Consider the following 16,601-nt stretch of genomic DNA (forward strand, 5'->3'; position numbering starts at 1 on the left):
TAAGCCATGATCGAGCTAAGCATTGACCAGGGCATCGCCCGCGTGGTGCTCAACGCACCGAAGAAGATGAATTCCTTGGACCCGGCCGCTCTGCGTGAGCTCTCCGAGGCCTACGACCGGGCAGCGTCCGGGGTGGCCGAGGGAACGGTACGAGCGCTGGTGCTCACCGGCGAAGGCCGCGGATTCTGTGCGGGCCGGGATATTTCCGGAGTCAACCCGGCCGATGACGACGTCATGGGGTACCTGGATGGACAGGTTCAGCCGCTGCTGGAGAAGATGTCCAGTTTCCCGGCCCCCACCTTCGCCATCGTGCAAGGCGCCTGCCTGGGTGTTGGGCTGGGCCTCGCGGTAGCCACCGACGTAGTGTATGTCGCGGAGAATGCGAAGATCGGTTCGCCGTTCGCAAATCTCGGCGCCACCCTCGACTCCGGCGGGCACTGGCTGCTCACCGAGCGTCTGGGAGCCCACCGGACGCTCGACATGATCTATACCGCCGAGCTGATTTCCGGCGCGGAGGCCGTGCGCTCGGGACTATTTTCTCGCGCGTTCCCGGCCGATGAGCTGATCGAGCGCAGCGAAGAGATTATCTCGAAGGTGGCCCGCGGCGCGACCCAGGCCTTTGTCGCGTCCAAGGCGCTTGTCGCCGAGATCCGCGATCAGCGGGTAGGGCTCTGGACCTCCATGCGCACCGAAAACAAGGCGCAGGCGGCGCTGTGCGACACCAGCGACTATGCCGAAGGGTTCAAGGCCTTCCAGGAGAAACGGCCACCGGTCTTTACCGGCGGCAACTAAACGGCGAAAAGCGGGCGGAACAGTAAATGCTGTTCCGCCCGCTTTTTGCTGTCCGCGCTTAGCGGGTATCGGAATCCTCGAAGATCAGTAAGGTCTGGGTGTCCAGCACCGTAGGCAAGGATTGCAGATGTTCAAAAACCACGCGTCGCAGATCCAGATTGTCTTTGGCACGGACCAGTAGAATCACATCGAAATTTCCGCCGACCAGACCAATGTGGTGCACCTCGGGAATCGAGGCGAGGTGGTCGCGCAATTCCCGCCAGGAGTGCTGGCGCAATTTCAGGGTTACATATGCGCTGGCTTTCAACCCCGCCTTCACCGGATCAATCACGGCGGTATATCGGGTGATGACCCCGGCATCTTGCAGTTTTGCGATTCGCGAATAGGCGTGGGCCCGGGAAACGTGCACGCGCTGCGCCACCGTCGTCACCGATTGCCGCCCGTCGTTGGTGAGCTCGGCCAAGATCGCTCGGTCAACATCGTCCAGCTTCAGCTCCGCATCCGCGGCCATTTCTTCTCCTTGCAGGGGCAGGACGAGTATTCGCCAAACCCATTTTGTGCGTACTAATCGTCTACAAGTATACGGATCCTCAGCGCAACTTTCTACGATTCGACTCCGGACTGGATACAAATTGAGTGCCCTGCGCATAATTGATTGCAAATGATGTTTGGGTGAGTTGAGTCACAGGACATGGTTTCTTGAGACCCAACCAGAGAATGAAAGGCGGGATGGCATGAGCACCGAAGCTCACGAAGATCGCATCTCCGAGGTCAGCAAGAAGTTCGGGATTACCCCCGAAGATTACATGCTGCCAGCGCGGCACATGATTAATCTTCTGGATCCGGATGGAACGCTGCGCGAGCAGAGCGAGCAAGGCACCGAGCCGGGGCACGAGTACCCGCTGCCAAGCCCCGCCGAGCTCATGGACGCATATTCCGCCCTCGCCGTCGGCCGCCGTGTCAACGACCAGAACTCGGCCCTCGTCCGTCAGGGACGCATGGCCGTGTACCCTTCAAGCCACGGACAGGAAGCCTGCCAAGTGGCTGCGTCCCTGTGCCTGGACGCCGGCGACTGGCTGTTCCCGACCTACCGCGACACCGTCGCCGTGCTCACCAAGGGCGTAGCCCCGATGGAGGTCATGACCAGCTTCCGCGGTGAATGGCACTGCGGCTACGATCCCAAGGCGTACAACTGCGCTCCGATGTCCACCCCGCTGACCACCCAGCTGCTGCACGCGGTTGGCGTGGCCCATGCGGCCAAGTTGCGCGGGGAGAACACCGTGGTGGTCGCCATGTGCGGCGACGGCGCCACCAGCGAGGGCGACTTCCACGAGGCGCTGAACTTCGCCGCGGTCTTCAAGCTTCCGGTGATCTTCTTCGTGCAGAACAACAAGTACGCCATCTCCGTGCCGCTCGCGCAGCAGTCGGCCGCACCCTCCTTGGCGCACAAGGCCGTCGGCTACGGCATGGCAGGCGAGCGCGTAGACGGCAACGACCTGATGGCGCTGATGGCCGTGATGGGACGCGCGGTGCGGCTGGCCCGCGAAGGCAACGGCCCGTTGCTGATCGAGGCGCACACCTACCGCATGCAGGCCCACACCAATGCCGACGATGACAAGCGCTACCGCGAGGACGCCGAGGTCAAGGGCTGGATCGCCAAAGACCCGGTGACGCGCATGCAGGCCTACCTCGACGATGCCGGACTGCTCACCGAGGAAGCGCAGGCGAAGATCACCGAGCGCGCCGAGGCGGTCGCGAAGCAGCTGCGCGACGGCATGAACCAAGACGCCGATACTCCGCCGAGCGAATTGTTCGAACACGTATTTGCTTCCAAAACCACTCAGCTGGCCGAGCAGCAGGCGCTGCTGGCCGACGAACTAGCCCGCGAGGAGGCCTAGCCATGACCGCCACGACATCACGGGTGAACCCGAACGTCAGCGATGCAACCGCACGCGCAGCCGCCCAGGCAGCGAACGAAAACCAGCCGGTCACCTTCGGCAAGGCGCTGAACACCGCGCTCGCCGACGCGCTGGTGGCCAACGACTCCGTGGTCATCTTCGGCGAGGATGTGGGAACCCTGGGCGGGGTCTTCCGCATCACCGACGGGTTGACCGAACGCTTCGGCACCGACCGCTGCTTCGACACCCCGCTGGCCGAGTCCGGCATCGTGGGCATGGCCATCGGCATGGCCATCAACGAGATGCGCCCGGTGATCGAAATGCAGTTCGACGCCTTCGCCTACCCGGCCTTCGAGCAGATCGCCTCGCATGTGGCCAAGATGCACAACCGCACCCGCGGGAAGGTGGAGCTGCCGATGGTCATCCGCATCCCGTATGCCGGCGGCGTGGGCGGCGTGGAGCACCACTGCGATTCCTCCGAGGCATACTACGCGCACACCCCGGGACTCAAGGTCTTTACCCCGGCCACCGTCAAGGACGCGTACCTGATGCTGCGCGAGGCGATCGACTCGCCGGATCCGGTCGTGTTCTTCGAACCCAAGAAGCTCTACTGGTCCAAGGAGCAGGTGGACCTCACGAAGCTGGCCGCCGAGTACGAAGCCAAGCGTGCGGCACGCACCGAAGGCAGTGCGCGGATCGCCCGAGCCGGCTCCGACGCCACGCTGATCACCTACGGGCCGAGCGTGTCCACCGCCATGGAAGCGGCAAAACTCGCCGCCGAGGAGGGCATCAGCCTCGAAGTCATCGACATCCGCACCATCGTGCCCTTCGACGATGAGACCGTCTGCGCCTCGGTACGCAAAACCGGACGCGCGATCGTCGTGGCCGAAGCCCAAGGGTTCGTCTCCGTAGCCAGCGAAATCGTGGCCCGCGTCCAGGAACGCTGCTTCCACTCCTTGGCCGCCCCGGTATTGCGGGTGACCGGTTTCGACATTCCTTATCCGGCACCAACCTTGGAGAAATACAACCTGCCAAGTGCCGAGCGCATCCTCGATGCGGTAGATCAACTTCAGTGGGAGGCATAAATGAGCGTCAAGACTTTTCTCCTGCCCGACTTGGGCGAGGGGCTGACCGAGGCGGAACTTGTTCGCTGGATGGTTGCCGCCGGCGACTCGGTGGCCGTGGACCAGCCCATCGCAGAGGTGGAAACCGCCAAATCATTGGTGGAGATCCCCTCGCCTTTCGAGGGCGTAGTTTCCACCTTGCACGGCGAGGCCGGCCAGATGATGCTGGTTGATGAGCCATTCTTCTCGGTGAATACCGGGGGAGCGGAAGCAGCCCCGGACGACGATCCAGCCGCCGGTGCGCAGAGCTACCTCGAGGAGGAGCTTGCCGGAACGCAAGCGCCAGCGGAAGAAGACGAAGGCAGCGGCAACGTGCTGATCGGCTACGGAACCGGTGCCGCCAAGACCGGCGCCAGCCGCCGCCGTCGCCCGCGCAACGGCATCACCACGGCAGCGGCTTCCAGCGAAACGACCTCGGTGGCCACCCGGGTTATCAATCCGCTGGTGCGCAAGCTCGCCCGCGAGAACTCCGTGGATATCAACCAGGTGCGCGGCACCGGAGCCGACGGGCTGATTCTGCGCAGCGATGTGCAGTCGCTCATTGGCCAGGGCGCAGCTGCTGCCGATTCTCCAGCTCCGGCCAAGCAGGAGCAGGCCAAGCAGGAGCAGGCCAAGCCTGCCCAGGGCTCGGCAGCGCAGCCGGCCTCCGCGGAGGCCGATGCGCGCACCGGCTTGCCGGTGGCCAGCTCGCAGGTGCTTACCGGCGTGCGCCGGACCATCGCCAACGCGATGGCCACCTCGCGCCGAGAGATTCCCGAAGCTACTGTGTGGGTGGACGTGGATGTCACCAAGCTGTTGAAGCTTCGCGGCAAGCTCAAGGAAGCGCAGGGCAGTGCGCCAAGCATGCTCGCGTTGATCTCACGCTTCGCCGTCGCCGGGCTTGCTCGCTTCCCGGCGATGAACAGCCGCATCGACACCGAAGCCGATGGCTCGTTGCGCCATACCGTGTTCGACGGGGTGAATCTTGGTTTCGCCGCGCAAACCGATCGCGGTCTGGTGGTGCCGAACGTGCGTGGTGCAGATAAGCTCAACGCCGTCGAGCTCTCGGCAGAGTTCGCCCGTCTCGCGGCCCTGGCCCGTGAGGGCAAGGCGCAGGTCAGCGATCTGTCCGGCAGCACATTCACGATCAACAACTACGGTGTGTTCAACGTGGATGGCTCGGCCGCGATCATCAATTACCCAGAAGCGGCAATTATGGGCATCGGCCGGGTCGTCGAAAAACCGTGGGTAGTCAACGGCAAGATCAAGGTTCGCTCGATCTGCGAGATGACGTTGAGCTTCGACCACCGGGTGTGCGACGGCGGAACGGCCGCAGGGTTCCTGCGCTTCGTGGCAGATGCCATGACCGATCCGAAGGCGGCCCTGACAGCGCTGTAGGGAAGAAGATCAATCAATAGCTATCGCCCGGCCCCGTGCCGGGCGATAGCTATTTGCCGGCCAAGCAGCACAATGATTGGCAATCACACCAAGTATTTGCAAGCCATGAAGCGTTTACTAGAATGATTTAAATACTTCGGCGAGGCATTCAGGGTATCAAAAATCGACATGCACCAGCCGAGCACCAACCCCAGTGAATAGGATGCGATCATTTCAACATCACGCTTTGAGGTCAAGCACCGTTCGCTGGTCACGCTCCTGCTGGTGCTGCCGCTCCTGGTGGTGCTGGGAACGAGACTGGTCCTGGGTGACAGCCTGCCCGCGATCACCGCCACCCACTGGTCCGGAAGTTCATACCCCGACGGCTTCACCGACACCCGTGTTTTTGTGGCGGTGTGCTTGAGCCTCGCCATCGGCGGCGGACTGCTCGGTTTGCTCTCCCTGGCGTTGGCCAACAAGCCGATGCTGCATATTGCGTTGCTGTTCCTCGGCGCCATGGCAGCGTGGACCAGCGCCGGACTGTTCGTAGCCTGCGCCGTGCCTACGGCACTAGCCGGGGATCCCACCCAGGCGGTGAGCGGTGGGATGACCTTTGTTGGTGTGCTCGCTTCGCTCATCGGCCTGCTGCCGGTCTGGATTGCCGGGGTGTACCAGCAATTCGGGCGCGAACGCCAAGAACAGCGCCGCCGTCGCGTAGCCCAAGCTCAGGGGCGCAAGCTGGATGAACCGGTACAGGTCGTGGCCCAGAAGGCCACCGAGGAATTCAACCAGAAAGCCAGCGCCCCGTGGGGTTTCTGGCTGCTGGGACTATTCCCGCTGGTGATGGGTATCCTCATGCTGACCGTGATGAAGGGCGATGACGGTTCCGAAAGCCTCATTCTGCTGGTCGCTGGACCGATCTTTGTGCTGCTGCTGACCCCATTGGTTCTCGGAATCTGTCTGGTGCGCGTGCGAATCCACGGCGATAAACTCCGGGTGTCCTCGGCCATCTTCGGGTTCCCGTTGCGCACCCTTGCCCTGGACCAGATCAAGGATGTGCACAGCGAAGAAATTTCACCGATGCTGTGGGGCGGCTGGGGCTGGCGGTTCTTCCCCGGAGGTTCCGCCGTGGCGCTTGGCAAGAGCGAGGGACTGGCCCTCGAACTGCACAACGGCAAACGCTTCGCGGTCACCGTACCCGAGTCGCAACGTGCGGCCGGGATCTTGCAGGCAAAATTGCAGCAAGCCTGACCGGCGGTCATTAGGTCCCGGCCAACGAGGTCAAATAGACCGTGCCTCGGCGAGGCGTATCCTTCTAGCTTTGCAGCTGGCGTGTCGGACCCAGGATTACCGAGCGCAGGCACAGTCCGGCGATGAGCGAAACCGCAGTCACATGCACCAATCCCAGGATCGCATAGGCGATCAGCAGCGCTTCGGGGATGCGTTGGATGTGCGGGTGCGGTAGCAAGACTGCGGCAGCCAGAACCAGCAACCAGATCACCAGGCAGCTTATCCCGGTCCTACGGGACCACGCCGATTTTGAAACGACCGGTGCCAGCGGTTGGATGCGCTGCAGGATGGCGCTGGCCAGCACCAGCCAGAACGCCACGATGAGGAATCCTCCGGCGATATCGCTGGGCCTGTGCCATCCGCAGATCAGCGTAGCGAGTCCCGTGGCCGTCGCGAAGATCCAGGCGATAGGCTGCACCACCGGGCGAAGCTTGGGCGGCGAAATGAGATACATCAGCCCCATGGCTGCGGCGGCTGCCGTGGTGTGTCCGGAAGGGAAAGAATTACCAGCCGTGCCGAAATTGAAGTCGGGCCGTTCCAGAAGCAGATGTTTGAGTACCTGGGTGCTCAGCAACGCCGCGGCCACCGCCGCGACGGCAAGGGCCGCACGCAGGAAACTACGATCCCGAATCACCCGGTAGAGCAAGAAAATCCCTGAAATTCCGGCGCAGATCCACGGCAGGAGATTCAAGAATTCGCGCGCCGGGTCAAGTATTTCCGTGCGCGGCCACCACTGGGTCCAGCCCACGAAGGCGGCCTGATCGGCCCATTGCCCTACGCGAAGCTGAACGAAGAACAAATATTCGACGGCAAATAGTCCGGCGAGCAGCACCAAGGCCCACCACCAGCGAAGGTGGCGAGGGGTACTGAGGAAAGACCGCGGACTCATGACTCTAGAATCTCACATTTCGGCGGGCCAGCCCTATCGCCGATGCCTGTAAGCCTAGACACTATCGATAGTCTAGGCTTATGAATTTTGCCCTGCCTCCGGTGGAAGAACTGATAGCGAATGCGCACGTGGTGCGGTTACCGATGCGGGTGAAATTCCGCGGGGTGACCGAGCGTGAAGCCCTGCTGATTCAGGGTCCGGCCGGGTGGGGAGAGTTCTCCGCCTTCCTCGAATACGGTCCGCCAGAGGCCTCGCGCTGGCTTGCCGCGGCCATCGAATCCGCCTATCAGCCCTTCCCGCCGGCCCTGCGCTCCAGCATCCCGGTCAATGCGACGCTTCCGGCGGTGGCTGCGAACCAAGTGAGCCGTGTTCTGGCGAACTACGATGCGCCGCACACCATCAAGATCAAGGTCGCCGAGAAGGGCCAGAGCCTGCAAGATGACATTGCCCGGGTCGCGAAGACCCGCCAGCTCTTCCCGGAGGCTGCCTTGCGCGTCGATGCGAATACCGGCTGGGGGATCGAGGAAGCCGTCACCGCGCTCCTGGCACTTGCCGAATACGACCTGCAGTACGCCGAGCAGCCGGTTCCCGGAATTACCGGGCTGGCCCAGGTCCGCGAACGGTTGCGTGCCCGCGGAGTAGAGCTGAAAATCGCCGCCGACGAGGCCGTGCGCAAACATACCGATCCGCTCGAAGTCGCCCGCCTGGGTGCAGCGGACCTGATGGTGATCAAGGCCCAGCCCCTGGGAGGCATCAAGGCGGTGCTGGAAATCGCCGCCAAATCAGGGCTGGACGTGGTGGTCTCCAGCGCCCTGGACACCTCCGTGGGGTTGGCGCAGGCCGCCGCCCTGGCTGCGGCTCTGCCGGAGCTTCCCTATGCCTGCGGACTGTCCACCGGCTCGCTATTCGCCGAGGACGTGACCTCGAAGCCGTTGCTGGCCACCGCCGGTCAGCTCCCGGTTCGATCAGTGGAGCCGGAAGCCGAGAAATTGCTCAAGCTGCGGGTCGCCGCGCCACGCAGAATTTGGTGGGAACAACGCCTCCGTGACTGCTACGCGTATCTGGAGCAACCAGAAAACCGTTCCTGACAGGTGTTTACGCGCAGTTAACCTGCGCGACGGCAACAGCTCACCTCTTGATGAAAAGCTCAACTAGTTCGTTCCCCTGAACTTGAGCCAAAGAATGAGGAAGTGCCGTAGTTATGAATCCCATCCGAACCCTGTTGCCGATGCTGGGCCACACCCGCGGCGGACGTTCCGCAGCTACCTGCCACTTCAAATGTGGCGACGCTTGCGTTAAGCCAGAGTGCAACACCTCGGGTAATAGCTACTTCAAGGACATCGCCGACCAGGCCCTCTCGCGCCGCAACGTGCTCGGCTTAGGCGCAGTCGGCGCCTCGGCGCTGGTGATCGGCCCGCAGCTGCTGGGAGCCCCGGGCGCCGTGGCCGCACCGCTGGTGGAGACCGGCCTCGGCAAAGGCGGCCACCTGAAATTCGAAGCCATCGATCCGGTTTCGCGTTCCGTGGACAATATGAGCGTCCCCGAAGGCTACGACTGGCACGCGATCATCCGTTGGGGCGATCCGCTATTCAAGTCGAGCCCGGAATTCGACGCCATGAAGCAGTCCGCGAAGGCCCAGGACCTGCAGTTCGGCTATAACTGCGACTACCTGGACATCATCGCCGACAAGTATTCCGGACGCACCGGCGTGCTGGTGGCCAACCACGAGTACTCCAACGAAGACATGATGTTCGATGCCCAGTGGTTTGCCGAGAACACCGACGAAGCCCGCCGCATCGCGATGAGCTCCCACGGTCTGAGCGTCGTGGAGATCAAGCGCAAGAAGAACGACAAGCGTTGGACCTACGTGGTCGGCGGGGAACGCAACCGCCGCATCACCGCAAGCACCCCATTCGCCGTTACTGGCCCTGCCGCCGGCAGCGATCTGCTGAAGACCGTCGCGGATCCAACCGGCAAGCTTGTGCTCGGTACCTTGAACAACTGCGCCGGCGGAACCACCCCATGGGGCACCGTGCTCTCCGGCGAAGAGAATTTCGACCAGTACTTCCAGGGCCGCGGAACCGCCGAGGAAACCCGTTACGGACTCGGCACCGGTGCTACCGACCGAGGCTGGGAACTGACCGATCCACGCTTTGGCCTGAACAATGCGGGCTACGAAAACGAAGCGAACCGTTTCGGCTGGATCGTTGAGATCGATCCGCAGAATCCAACCTCCACGCCCGTCAAGCACACCAGCCTGGGGCGCTTCAAGCACGAGGGCGCTACGGTACGCATTGCGAAGAACGGCAAGGCAGTTGCCTACTCGGGGGATGACTCGCGTTTCGAGTACATCTACAAGTTCGTCTCGAAGAACACCTACCGCAAGAACGATCGCCAGCACAATATGTCCCTGCTCAACGAGGGCGACCTGTACGTGGCCAAGTTCGCCGGGAACTCCCCGGTTTCCGAATTTGACGGAAGCGGCCAGGTTCCAACGGACGGCGCATTCGACGGCACCGGCCAGTGGATTCCACTGGTGCGAAACGGTGAATCGATGGTCGAAGGCATGAGCGTTGACGAGGTCTTGGTATACACCCGCTTGGCCGCGGACAAGGCCGGCGCCACCAAGATGGACCGTCCAGAGGACGTGGAGCCGAGCCCAGTATCGGGCAAGGTATATGTCGCGCTGACCAACAACACCGACCGCGGCAAGGCCGGCAAGGAAGGCGCTACCGAGCAGAACCCGCGTATCGCGAACCGCGACGGCCACGTGCTGGAAATGACCGAAGCCGGGAACGACGCAACCAGCACCCGCTTCACCTGGAACATCCTGCTCGTTGCCGGCGACCCACGGGTCAACTCCTCGACCTACTTCTCCGGGTACCCGACCGATAAGGTCTCGCCGATTTCTTGCCCGGACAACCTCGCCTTCGACTCGGCCGGCAACCTGTGGATCTCCACCGATGGCGCACCAGGGGTCATCGGCCTGTCTGACGCCTTGCACAAGGTCAGCCTGCACGGCAAGGATCGCGGACGGGTCGAGCAGTTCCTGGCAGTGCCAACCGGTGCGGAGACCTGCGGCCCGGTAGTGCACGACAAGGACAACTCGGTCTTCGTCTCCGTCCAGCACCCGGGCGAGGGCGGCAGCTTCGCGCAGCCGACCTCACTCTTTCCAGACTTCATCAATTCCGCAGATTCGGTCGGGAAGGGCCAGTTCTACGGCCCGCGCCCATCCGTGGTCCAGGTTTTCAAGCAGGGCAACGGTAATGGAAACAATGGAAATGGCAACAACGGAAACGGTAATGGGAACGGCAATAACAAAGACTAGTCTTCAGTCTTAGCCGACCCTAGACCCCGGTGAGGGCGACTCAGTGCAGCACTGAGCGCCTGCACCGGGGTCTTGCCATAACTGGGCATAGACTTGAACCGATGCTTTCAGGCGATACTTCAGGGGTGGAACACGGCGTGAGCGCGCGGCAGGATGAAGGACAACCGGCAATTGACACGGCGCGTCAGATTTTGGCCGCACTGATTCGCGCCGGGCTGCGCGACCTGGTGCTTTCCCCGGGCTCACGCAGCGCACCCCTGGCCTACGCCGCAGCCGAGGCGGAAGCCGCCGGACATTTGCGGTTGCACGTACGCATCGACGAGCGTTCTGCAGGCTTCCTGGCGCTGGGGCTGAGCCACGGATCAAAGATTCCCGTCGCGCTGGCCGCCACCTCCGGAACCGCGATCGGGCAGCTGCTGCCGGCCATCATGGAGGCCAACCACACGGCAACGCCGCTGCTGGTGCTCTCCGCCGACCGCCCCGATGAACTACTGGGGACCGGCGCAAGCCAAAGCACCGACCAGAAGACCTTATTCGGCTCCCACGTGCGTGCGGCGTTGAACGTCGCCGCGGGTGCCGACCCGGCACCAGCGCTCGCCCAAGCACTTGCGGCCCTGGCAGGTTCAACCCGGCAGCCTGGTGGCCCGGTGCAGCTGAACCTGCAATTCCGCGACCCGCTGACGCCCGCAGACGCAGACCGCGTCGAGAAGCAGGCCTGGACCGAACTGAGCCCGGGGCGGTGGCACACGGCCACAGCGCCGGCACCCTGGGCCAAACCCGAGGGCCTGGCTACCCGCCGTACCGTCGTGGTCGCCGGCCATGGAGCCGGCGCCGAAGCCCAGATCTTCGCCGAGGCGCTCGGCCTGCCGCTGTTCGCCGAACCATCCTCCAACGCACGCCATTCCACCCAGGCCATCGGCCACTACCGGCCATTGCTTGCCGTGGGGGCGGGGCAGATTGACCGCGTGGTGCTCTTCGGCCGTCCTACGCTCAGCCGCCCGGTGGGGAAGTTATTGGCGAACCGAGCGGTGTCCACCGCGATCTGGCAGCCGGGACCGGTGGCCTGGTATGAACCCGGACGCCGCCGCGAAATGGTGATCAGCGAACCGGAGAAACTGGTCGAATTCGCCGGGAGCGCGCCGGAAGGGTGGATGGCGGCTTGGCGGGACCTCGATGCCCAGGCGCTCGCCGTACGGCAGGGCCTGGCGGACGAAGCGCTGCTCACCGGCCCGGTGGTTGCCGAGGAAATTTGGCGGACGCATTGCGGCCCGCTGCTTTTGGGATCCTCGAATATCGTCCGCGACTTCGACCTAGCCGCAATTCCCGCCGCCGCGGCCGGGGCTAGGGTATTCGCCAACCGTGGGCTTGCCGGGATCGACGGAACGATCTCGACCGCGCTGGGCCTGGCGGTGGCCACCGGTGAACCGACGCTGAGCGTCATGGGAGATATCACCTTCCTGCATGACGCCAGTTCCCTGGCGTGGACCCCGGGGGAAGCGGAGCCGGACCTCGACGTGGTGGTCTATAACGACGGGGGAGGCGCGATCTTCTCCACGCTGGAACACGGGCAGGTAGAGCAGTCAGGACGCTACGCGCAGACGGTCGAGCGGCTCTTCGCCACGCCGCAAAATGCCCGGCTGAAGGCGCTGGCGGCGGCTTATGGATGGCGATACCAACTGGTAGCGACGCGGACCGAGCTGCGCGAGGCGCTGCGGACCCCCAAGGCATGCAAGCTGCGGCTGATCGAAATCGCTGCGAGCAGAGCGGGGCTGCGGGCCGATAGCCTGGAACTCGCCTCGCGCATAGCCGAACTTCGCTGGCCCGCGTAATCCCAAAAAAGCAGGGCATGGAATCAGCGATCGCCGACTCCATGCCCTGCTTTTTGCGGACCATGCCGCCTAGAGGTCTACGTGTGTTGGGTCCAGAACCCGGCGCAGGAAGTCCTGCGTGCGCGGCTGCTGCGGATTGCCGATCACATCCACGGCCTTGCCTTCTTCGACCACGATGCCTCCGTCCATGAACACCACACGGTCGGCAACTTCCTTGGCGAAGCTCATCTCGTGGGTGACCACCAGCATCGTCATGCCGGACTTGGCGAGGTTCTTCATAATCGACAGAACTTCGCCCACCGTCTCGGGGTCCAAGGCACTGGTTGGCTCGTCGAAGAGCATCAGCGTTGGTTCCATCGAGAGCGCGCGGGCGATCGCCACGCGCTGCTGCTGCCCACCGGAGAGCTGATCCGGGTAGCGTTCGCCGAAATCTCCCAGGCCTACCCGTTCCAGATTGCTCAGGGCGATCTTGCTGGCGTCCTTCTTGTTTCGCTTGAGCACCTTGAGCTGGGCCACCGTGCAGTTCTCCAGCACCGTCAGGTGCGGGAAGAGGTTGAACTGCTGGAAGACCATGCCCACGTTCTGGCGCATCTTATCCAGATTGACCTCCGAATCGGTGGTCTCGAAACCTGCCACGTGGATGGTTCCGCCGTTAGGCTGTTCGAGCAGATTCACACAGCGCAGCAAGGTGGACTTGCCGGAACCCGAAGGGCCGATCAAGCACACCACTTCACCCGGTTTGACCTCGAGGTCTATTCCCTTGAGCACTTCATTGGAACCGTAGGCCTTGCGCAGCCCGACGATGCTCACGCCCGAAGCTTTGACCGATAGCTCATTATTTGGAGTCGTCATTCTCTGTTCCTAACTATCGCTTGGTCCGCGCCGAGCGGGATTCGAACTTGCGAGCAATCAGGCTCAGCGGAATGGTGATCACCAGGTAGAACAGACCGGCAACGACCAGCGGAGTGATACCTGCATCCAGTGATGAGATGCCGTCACGACCGAATTTGGTCATCTCGTATTGGGTGAAGGCGGCCCCGAGGATGAAGGCCAGCGAGGTGTCCTTGGTCAGCAAGATGATTTCGTTGGTCATCGGAGGGAGCACGATCTTGAATGCCTGCGGGATCACGATGGTGACCATTGCGCGCCAGGCGGGCATGCCCAGCGAACGGGCGGCCTCGGTCTGGCCCTTGGGCACAGCCTGCAAACCTGCACGCAGGGTCTCCGCGATGTAGGCGGAGGAGACCAGACCCAAGGCGAACATGATGTTCACCGGTTGTGGCCAGTTGGTTCCAAATGCCTGAGGCAAACCGAAACCGAAGGCCAGGAGCACCAGGATGGCGGGAATGCCGCGGAAGAACTCGATGAATGCGGTTGCGAACCACCGGTACGGTGCGAACGAGGCCATCTTCATCAGTGCCAGCAGCAAACCCAGGACCAGGCCGAAGGCGAAGGAAATCACCGTGTAGAACACGGTGTTTCGCAAGCCAATCAGGATCATGTCCGGGAACATCGGTCCCAATTTTTCGAAGGAGAAGAACGCATAGCGTGCCTTCTCCCAGTCCACGGCAAACAGAATCGCGATGACCGCGATCACGAAGATCACGATCTGGATGGTCTTGCTCATGCGGGCACGCTGACTTGTAGTCATTGCCATGCTTGAAAACCTCTCGTAAAGGTAAGGGGAGCCGAGGCGAGGACTTTTTGAGTCTCGCCTCGACTCCGCCTGGTGTTCATTCGTTCAGCGATGCAGAATTACTTCTCGCCGAACCACTTCACGGTCAGTTCTTCCATGGTGCCGGCATCGGTCAGACGCTTCAGGGTGCCATTGACCAGCTCGAGGGTTTCGGCTTGTTCCTTTGGTACCGCAATACCTAGCTGCTCACCGGTCTTGAAGTCAGCGACCACCTTGAAGCCTGGCTTGTCCTTGATGGTGTAGCCAAGCACCGACTGGTTGCCCAGCAATGCGTCGACCTGGCCAGCAAGAAGCGCCTGGGTCTGCAGGCCGGCATCTTCGTAGCCGATGGTGTTGTTCAGCCCCTGCTCCTTGGCGTACTTCTCGCCGGTGGTCGCCTGCTGCACGCCGACCTTCTTGCCCTTCGCGGACTCCAGATCGGTGACTCCCGAACCTTCGGCCGCAATCAGCACCAGATCATCGTCCATGTAAGGGGTGGAGAAATCCATCTTGGCTGCACGTTCCTCGGTGATGGAGACCGAGGAGATCGCGATATCGCACTGCACGCTGAACAGGCCCGACTCGATCGAGTCGAAGCTGGCATCGATGACATTCAGATCGAGCTCGGCATCCTTGGCGATTTCGGCGGCGATGTCCATGTCGAAGCCGACATTCTTTCCGTCCTGGACAAATTCGAAAGGCTCGTAGGGGATATCTGAGCAAAAGGTGAGCTTGCCGGCGTTGACCGGGAATCCACTGTCTTCGGACTCATCGGAAGTCCCCGAACCGCAGGCGGTGAGGGCCAAGAGGGCCACCGAGGAAACGGCGAGAGTTGAAACGAAGCGTTTCTTGAGAGGACGCATAGGATCAGAACCTACTTTCGGTAATGCGAGTGGATCATTGCGTAGGAACAATCATAACCACGGACGCACTAGACCGAGACTTCCATCACACATGACGCGCAAAGCATCAGCTTTGCTTATGCTCAGATTCGGCTCATCGGCCGCTGGGTTCTATTCCGCGCGCAGGGCCTGGCGCATCGGACGCATCTTGGCCCAGGACTCGGCCAGCTCGGCTACCGGTTCGGAGCCGGGCACAATGCCGCATCCTGCGTAGAGCCGCATGAGATTCTCGGCTTCGAGCATTCCTCCGCGCAGTGCGATGCCAAATTCGCCATCCCCGCGGCTGTCCACCCAGCCCACCGGTCCGGCATAGGGGCCGCGGTCCATGCCTTCCAATTCGCGCAGCAATACTCCGGCAGGCTTCGTCGGGGTGCCGCATACGGCGGCGGTCGGGTGGAAAATCTGCGCAACATCCAGTGCCGAGGGGAGCTGGCCCTCGGCGTCGGCGCGCAATTCGGCGCGGACGTCGCTTGCCAGATGCCAGACATTGGGAAGCGCGAGGATAAACGGTTCCTCGGGCGACTGCATGCCATGGGAAATCGGGTTCAAGGATTCGGTCAGCGAGTCGATAGCCAACTGGTGTTCGTGGCGCTGCTTGGGATCCTCGAAGAGTTTTTCCTGCGCGTAGCCCGGCGCATTGGCGCCTTCGGTGGCCCGGTCCAGGGTACCGGCCAGCACGCGAGCCTCGGCAAGTCCGTTGGTGACGCGCACCAGCATCTCCGGAGTCGCGCCAACCAATCCATCAACGGCGTAGGTCCAGCAATTCTCATATTGTTCGGTCAAGATGCGCAGCACCGAGGCCAGGTCGATCGGCTTGGTGCTCCGAGCCAGGATGTCGCGCGCCAGCACCAGTTTGGAAATGCCGCGCTCTTCGAACTGTCCCAGCGCCGCCGTCACGGCTTCCAGATAGGATCCCGCGGTGAGCTGGCCGGTGGTGAGCTCGATTTCCCCCGGATCCTGGGCGGGAATTGCCGAACTCGCGAGCTTTTCCTCGGCCAATCGCAGGGCGTCGGCAAATTTCATCCCTTCGAGCTTCTTCGCCGGTCCGGTGATCGTGATCCATGCCTGCTCCCCGTCCTTGCCCAGGACCACCTCAGGGATGACCAGCCGTGAGGCGAAGGTGCTGGTGAAGGAGAAAGCGAACGAACCGAAGGCGACCAGGCCGCTGCCGGGACGGGCAATCGGGTCGGTGATCTGCGCCAGCTTGATGATTTGGGCAAACCATCCCCGGGCCTGTGCGAAACGCTCTTCGCCCTGCGTGTGGATCTGGGCGGCGACGCCGAATCCAACGAGGCCATTTCCGTTGCGCGTCCAAACCATGGCGTGGTGGCGGAGGGAATCGGAAATTAATGACTGCGCGGCATCTTTGAAATCGAAGGTGACACTGGTCAGGGCCGGTGTCGTTGATTGATGCGCGCTGGCGGCGAGAGCGGTCGAATCGGCAGACATGATAAGGCTAAGCCTACCGCGCAACAGGCTGGACGGTCGCGTGGAGGTGTTGCTGCTCACCCATGTGAG

General features: G+C 62.6%; 14 protein-coding genes. 8 read left to right on the forward strand and 6 right to left on the reverse strand.

The genetic code is table 11. The features are described 5' to 3' along the window. The first annotated feature begins 6 nt into the window (after positions 1-6). On the forward strand, positions 7-792 hold the full coding sequence (locus ACT3UA_RS10295; protein WP_444616331.1) for an enoyl-CoA hydratase/isomerase family protein: 786 nt from the start codon (positions 7-9) through the stop codon (positions 790-792). A 58-nt stretch (positions 793-850) separates the two neighbouring features. On the opposite strand, the gene ACT3UA_RS10300 is transcribed toward ACT3UA_RS10295, so the two are convergent. Next, positions 851-1,303 (reverse strand): Lrp/AsnC family transcriptional regulator, encoded by a 453-nt coding sequence (locus tag ACT3UA_RS10300; RefSeq protein WP_096283468.1) that lies wholly within the window; start codon positions 1,301-1,303, stop codon positions 851-853. Positions 1,304-1,526: 223 nt separating this feature from the next. On the opposite strand from ACT3UA_RS10300, the gene pdhA reads away from it, so the two are divergent. From pdhA to ACT3UA_RS10320, 4 genes are all read left to right on the forward strand, one after another. Continuing rightward, positions 1,527-2,690 carry a pyruvate dehydrogenase (acetyl-transferring) E1 component subunit alpha gene (gene pdhA / locus ACT3UA_RS10305; protein WP_096283470.1) on the forward strand — a complete coding sequence of 388 codons (1,164 nt, stop codon included), beginning with the start codon at positions 1,527-1,529 and terminating at the stop codon, positions 2,688-2,690. 2 nt (positions 2,691-2,692) lie between these two features. Further along, positions 2,693-3,775, forward strand: a complete 1,083-nt coding sequence (locus tag ACT3UA_RS10310) for an alpha-ketoacid dehydrogenase subunit beta (protein WP_096283472.1) — start codon at positions 2,693-2,695, stop codon at positions 3,773-3,775. Further along, positions 3,776-5,191: a dihydrolipoamide acetyltransferase family protein gene (locus ACT3UA_RS10315; protein ID WP_096283474.1), complete on the forward strand. Its 1,416-nt coding sequence runs from the start codon at positions 3,776-3,778 to the stop codon at positions 5,189-5,191. It begins immediately after the preceding gene. Between the two features lie 264 nt (positions 5,192-5,455). Continuing rightward, the gene (locus tag ACT3UA_RS10320; protein ID WP_096283477.1) at positions 5,456-6,421 is read left to right on the forward strand and encodes a hypothetical protein; all 966 of its coding nucleotides are present in this window, start codon (positions 5,456-5,458) and stop codon (positions 6,419-6,421) included. A gap of 64 nt (positions 6,422-6,485) precedes the next feature. On the opposite strand, the gene ACT3UA_RS10325 is transcribed toward ACT3UA_RS10320, so the two are convergent. Then, a complete protein-coding gene (locus ACT3UA_RS10325; RefSeq protein WP_096283479.1) occupies positions 6,486-7,349 on the reverse strand; it encodes a phosphatase PAP2 family protein in 864 nt (287 codons plus the stop codon). Between the two features lie 80 nt (positions 7,350-7,429). Between ACT3UA_RS10325 and ACT3UA_RS10330 the strand changes: the two genes are divergently transcribed. The 3 genes from ACT3UA_RS10330 to menD all read left to right on the forward strand — a co-directional run bounded on the left by ACT3UA_RS10330 (position 7,430) and on the right by menD (position 12,506). Further along, complete coding sequence (locus ACT3UA_RS10330; RefSeq protein ID WP_096283481.1) at positions 7,430-8,437, forward strand: o-succinylbenzoate synthase; 1,008 nt, start codon at positions 7,430-7,432, stop codon at positions 8,435-8,437. Positions 8,438-8,550: 113 nt separating this feature from the next. Further along, positions 8,551-10,677: a PhoX family protein gene (locus ACT3UA_RS10335; protein ID WP_096283483.1), complete on the forward strand. Its 2,127-nt coding sequence runs from the start codon at positions 8,551-8,553 to the stop codon at positions 10,675-10,677. Between the two features lie 137 nt (positions 10,678-10,814). Then, positions 10,815-12,506, forward strand: coding sequence for a 2-succinyl-5-enolpyruvyl-6-hydroxy-3-cyclohexene-1-carboxylic-acid synthase (gene menD, locus ACT3UA_RS10340; RefSeq protein ID WP_255248332.1), 1,692 nt, complete (start codon positions 10,815-10,817; stop codon positions 12,504-12,506). Positions 12,507-12,575: 69 nt separating this feature from the next. Here menD and ACT3UA_RS10345 read toward each other — a convergent pair whose 3' ends face one another. From ACT3UA_RS10345 to ACT3UA_RS10360, 4 genes are all read right to left on the reverse strand, one after another. Then, entirely contained in the window at positions 12,576-13,358 is a 783-nt protein-coding gene (locus ACT3UA_RS10345) for an amino acid ABC transporter ATP-binding protein (protein ID WP_096283487.1), read from the reverse strand. A gap of 13 nt (positions 13,359-13,371) precedes the next feature. Further along, entirely contained in the window at positions 13,372-14,163 is a 792-nt protein-coding gene (locus ACT3UA_RS10350) for an amino acid ABC transporter permease (protein ID WP_096283490.1), read from the reverse strand. A gap of 98 nt (positions 14,164-14,261) precedes the next feature. Beyond that, positions 14,262-15,044 (reverse strand): ABC transporter substrate-binding protein, encoded by a 783-nt coding sequence (locus ACT3UA_RS10355; RefSeq protein ID WP_096283492.1) that lies wholly within the window; start codon positions 15,042-15,044, stop codon positions 14,262-14,264. A gap of 150 nt (positions 15,045-15,194) precedes the next feature. After that, positions 15,195-16,532 carry an isochorismate synthase gene (locus ACT3UA_RS10360; RefSeq protein WP_096283494.1) on the reverse strand — a complete coding sequence of 446 codons (1,338 nt, stop codon included), beginning with the start codon at positions 16,530-16,532 and terminating at the stop codon, positions 15,195-15,197. Between the last annotated feature and the right edge of the window lie 69 nt (positions 16,533-16,601).

The organism is Glutamicibacter sp. 363, assembly GCF_052379505.1.
Lineage (GTDB): Bacteria > Actinomycetota > Actinomycetes > Actinomycetales > Micrococcaceae > Glutamicibacter.

What these genes read in the sequence shown, in the direction of transcription:
- ACT3UA_RS10310 (WP_096283472.1), top strand. Translation starts at nt 2,693, where the DNA reads ATGACCGCCACGACATCACGGGTGAACCCGAACGTCAGCGATGCAACC.
- ACT3UA_RS10350 (WP_096283490.1), bottom strand. Translation starts at nt 14,163, where the DNA reads ATGGCAATGACTACAAGTCAGCGTGCCCGCATGAGCAAGACCATCCAG.
- ACT3UA_RS10315 (WP_096283474.1), top strand. Translation starts at nt 3,776, where the DNA reads ATGAGCGTCAAGACTTTTCTCCTGCCCGACTTGGGCGAGGGGCTGACC.
- ACT3UA_RS10300 (WP_096283468.1), bottom strand. Translation starts at nt 1,303, where the DNA reads ATGGCCGCGGATGCGGAGCTGAAGCTGGACGATGTTGACCGAGCGATC.
- ACT3UA_RS10330 (WP_096283481.1), top strand. Translation starts at nt 7,430, where the DNA reads ATGAATTTTGCCCTGCCTCCGGTGGAAGAACTGATAGCGAATGCGCAC.
- pdhA (WP_096283470.1), top strand. Translation starts at nt 1,527, where the DNA reads ATGAGCACCGAAGCTCACGAAGATCGCATCTCCGAGGTCAGCAAGAAG.
- ACT3UA_RS10325 (WP_096283479.1), bottom strand. Translation starts at nt 7,349, where the DNA reads ATGAGTCCGCGGTCTTTCCTCAGTACCCCTCGCCACCTTCGCTGGTGG.
- ACT3UA_RS10295 (WP_444616331.1), top strand. Translation starts at nt 7, where the DNA reads ATGATCGAGCTAAGCATTGACCAGGGCATCGCCCGCGTGGTGCTCAAC.
- ACT3UA_RS10360 (WP_096283494.1), bottom strand. Translation starts at nt 16,532, where the DNA reads ATGTCTGCCGATTCGACCGCTCTCGCCGCCAGCGCGCATCAATCAACG.
- ACT3UA_RS10345 (WP_096283487.1), bottom strand. Translation starts at nt 13,358, where the DNA reads ATGACGACTCCAAATAATGAGCTATCGGTCAAAGCTTCGGGCGTGAGC.
- ACT3UA_RS10355 (WP_096283492.1), bottom strand. Translation starts at nt 15,044, where the DNA reads ATGCGTCCTCTCAAGAAACGCTTCGTTTCAACTCTCGCCGTTTCCTCG.
- ACT3UA_RS10335 (WP_096283483.1), top strand. Translation starts at nt 8,551, where the DNA reads ATGAATCCCATCCGAACCCTGTTGCCGATGCTGGGCCACACCCGCGGC.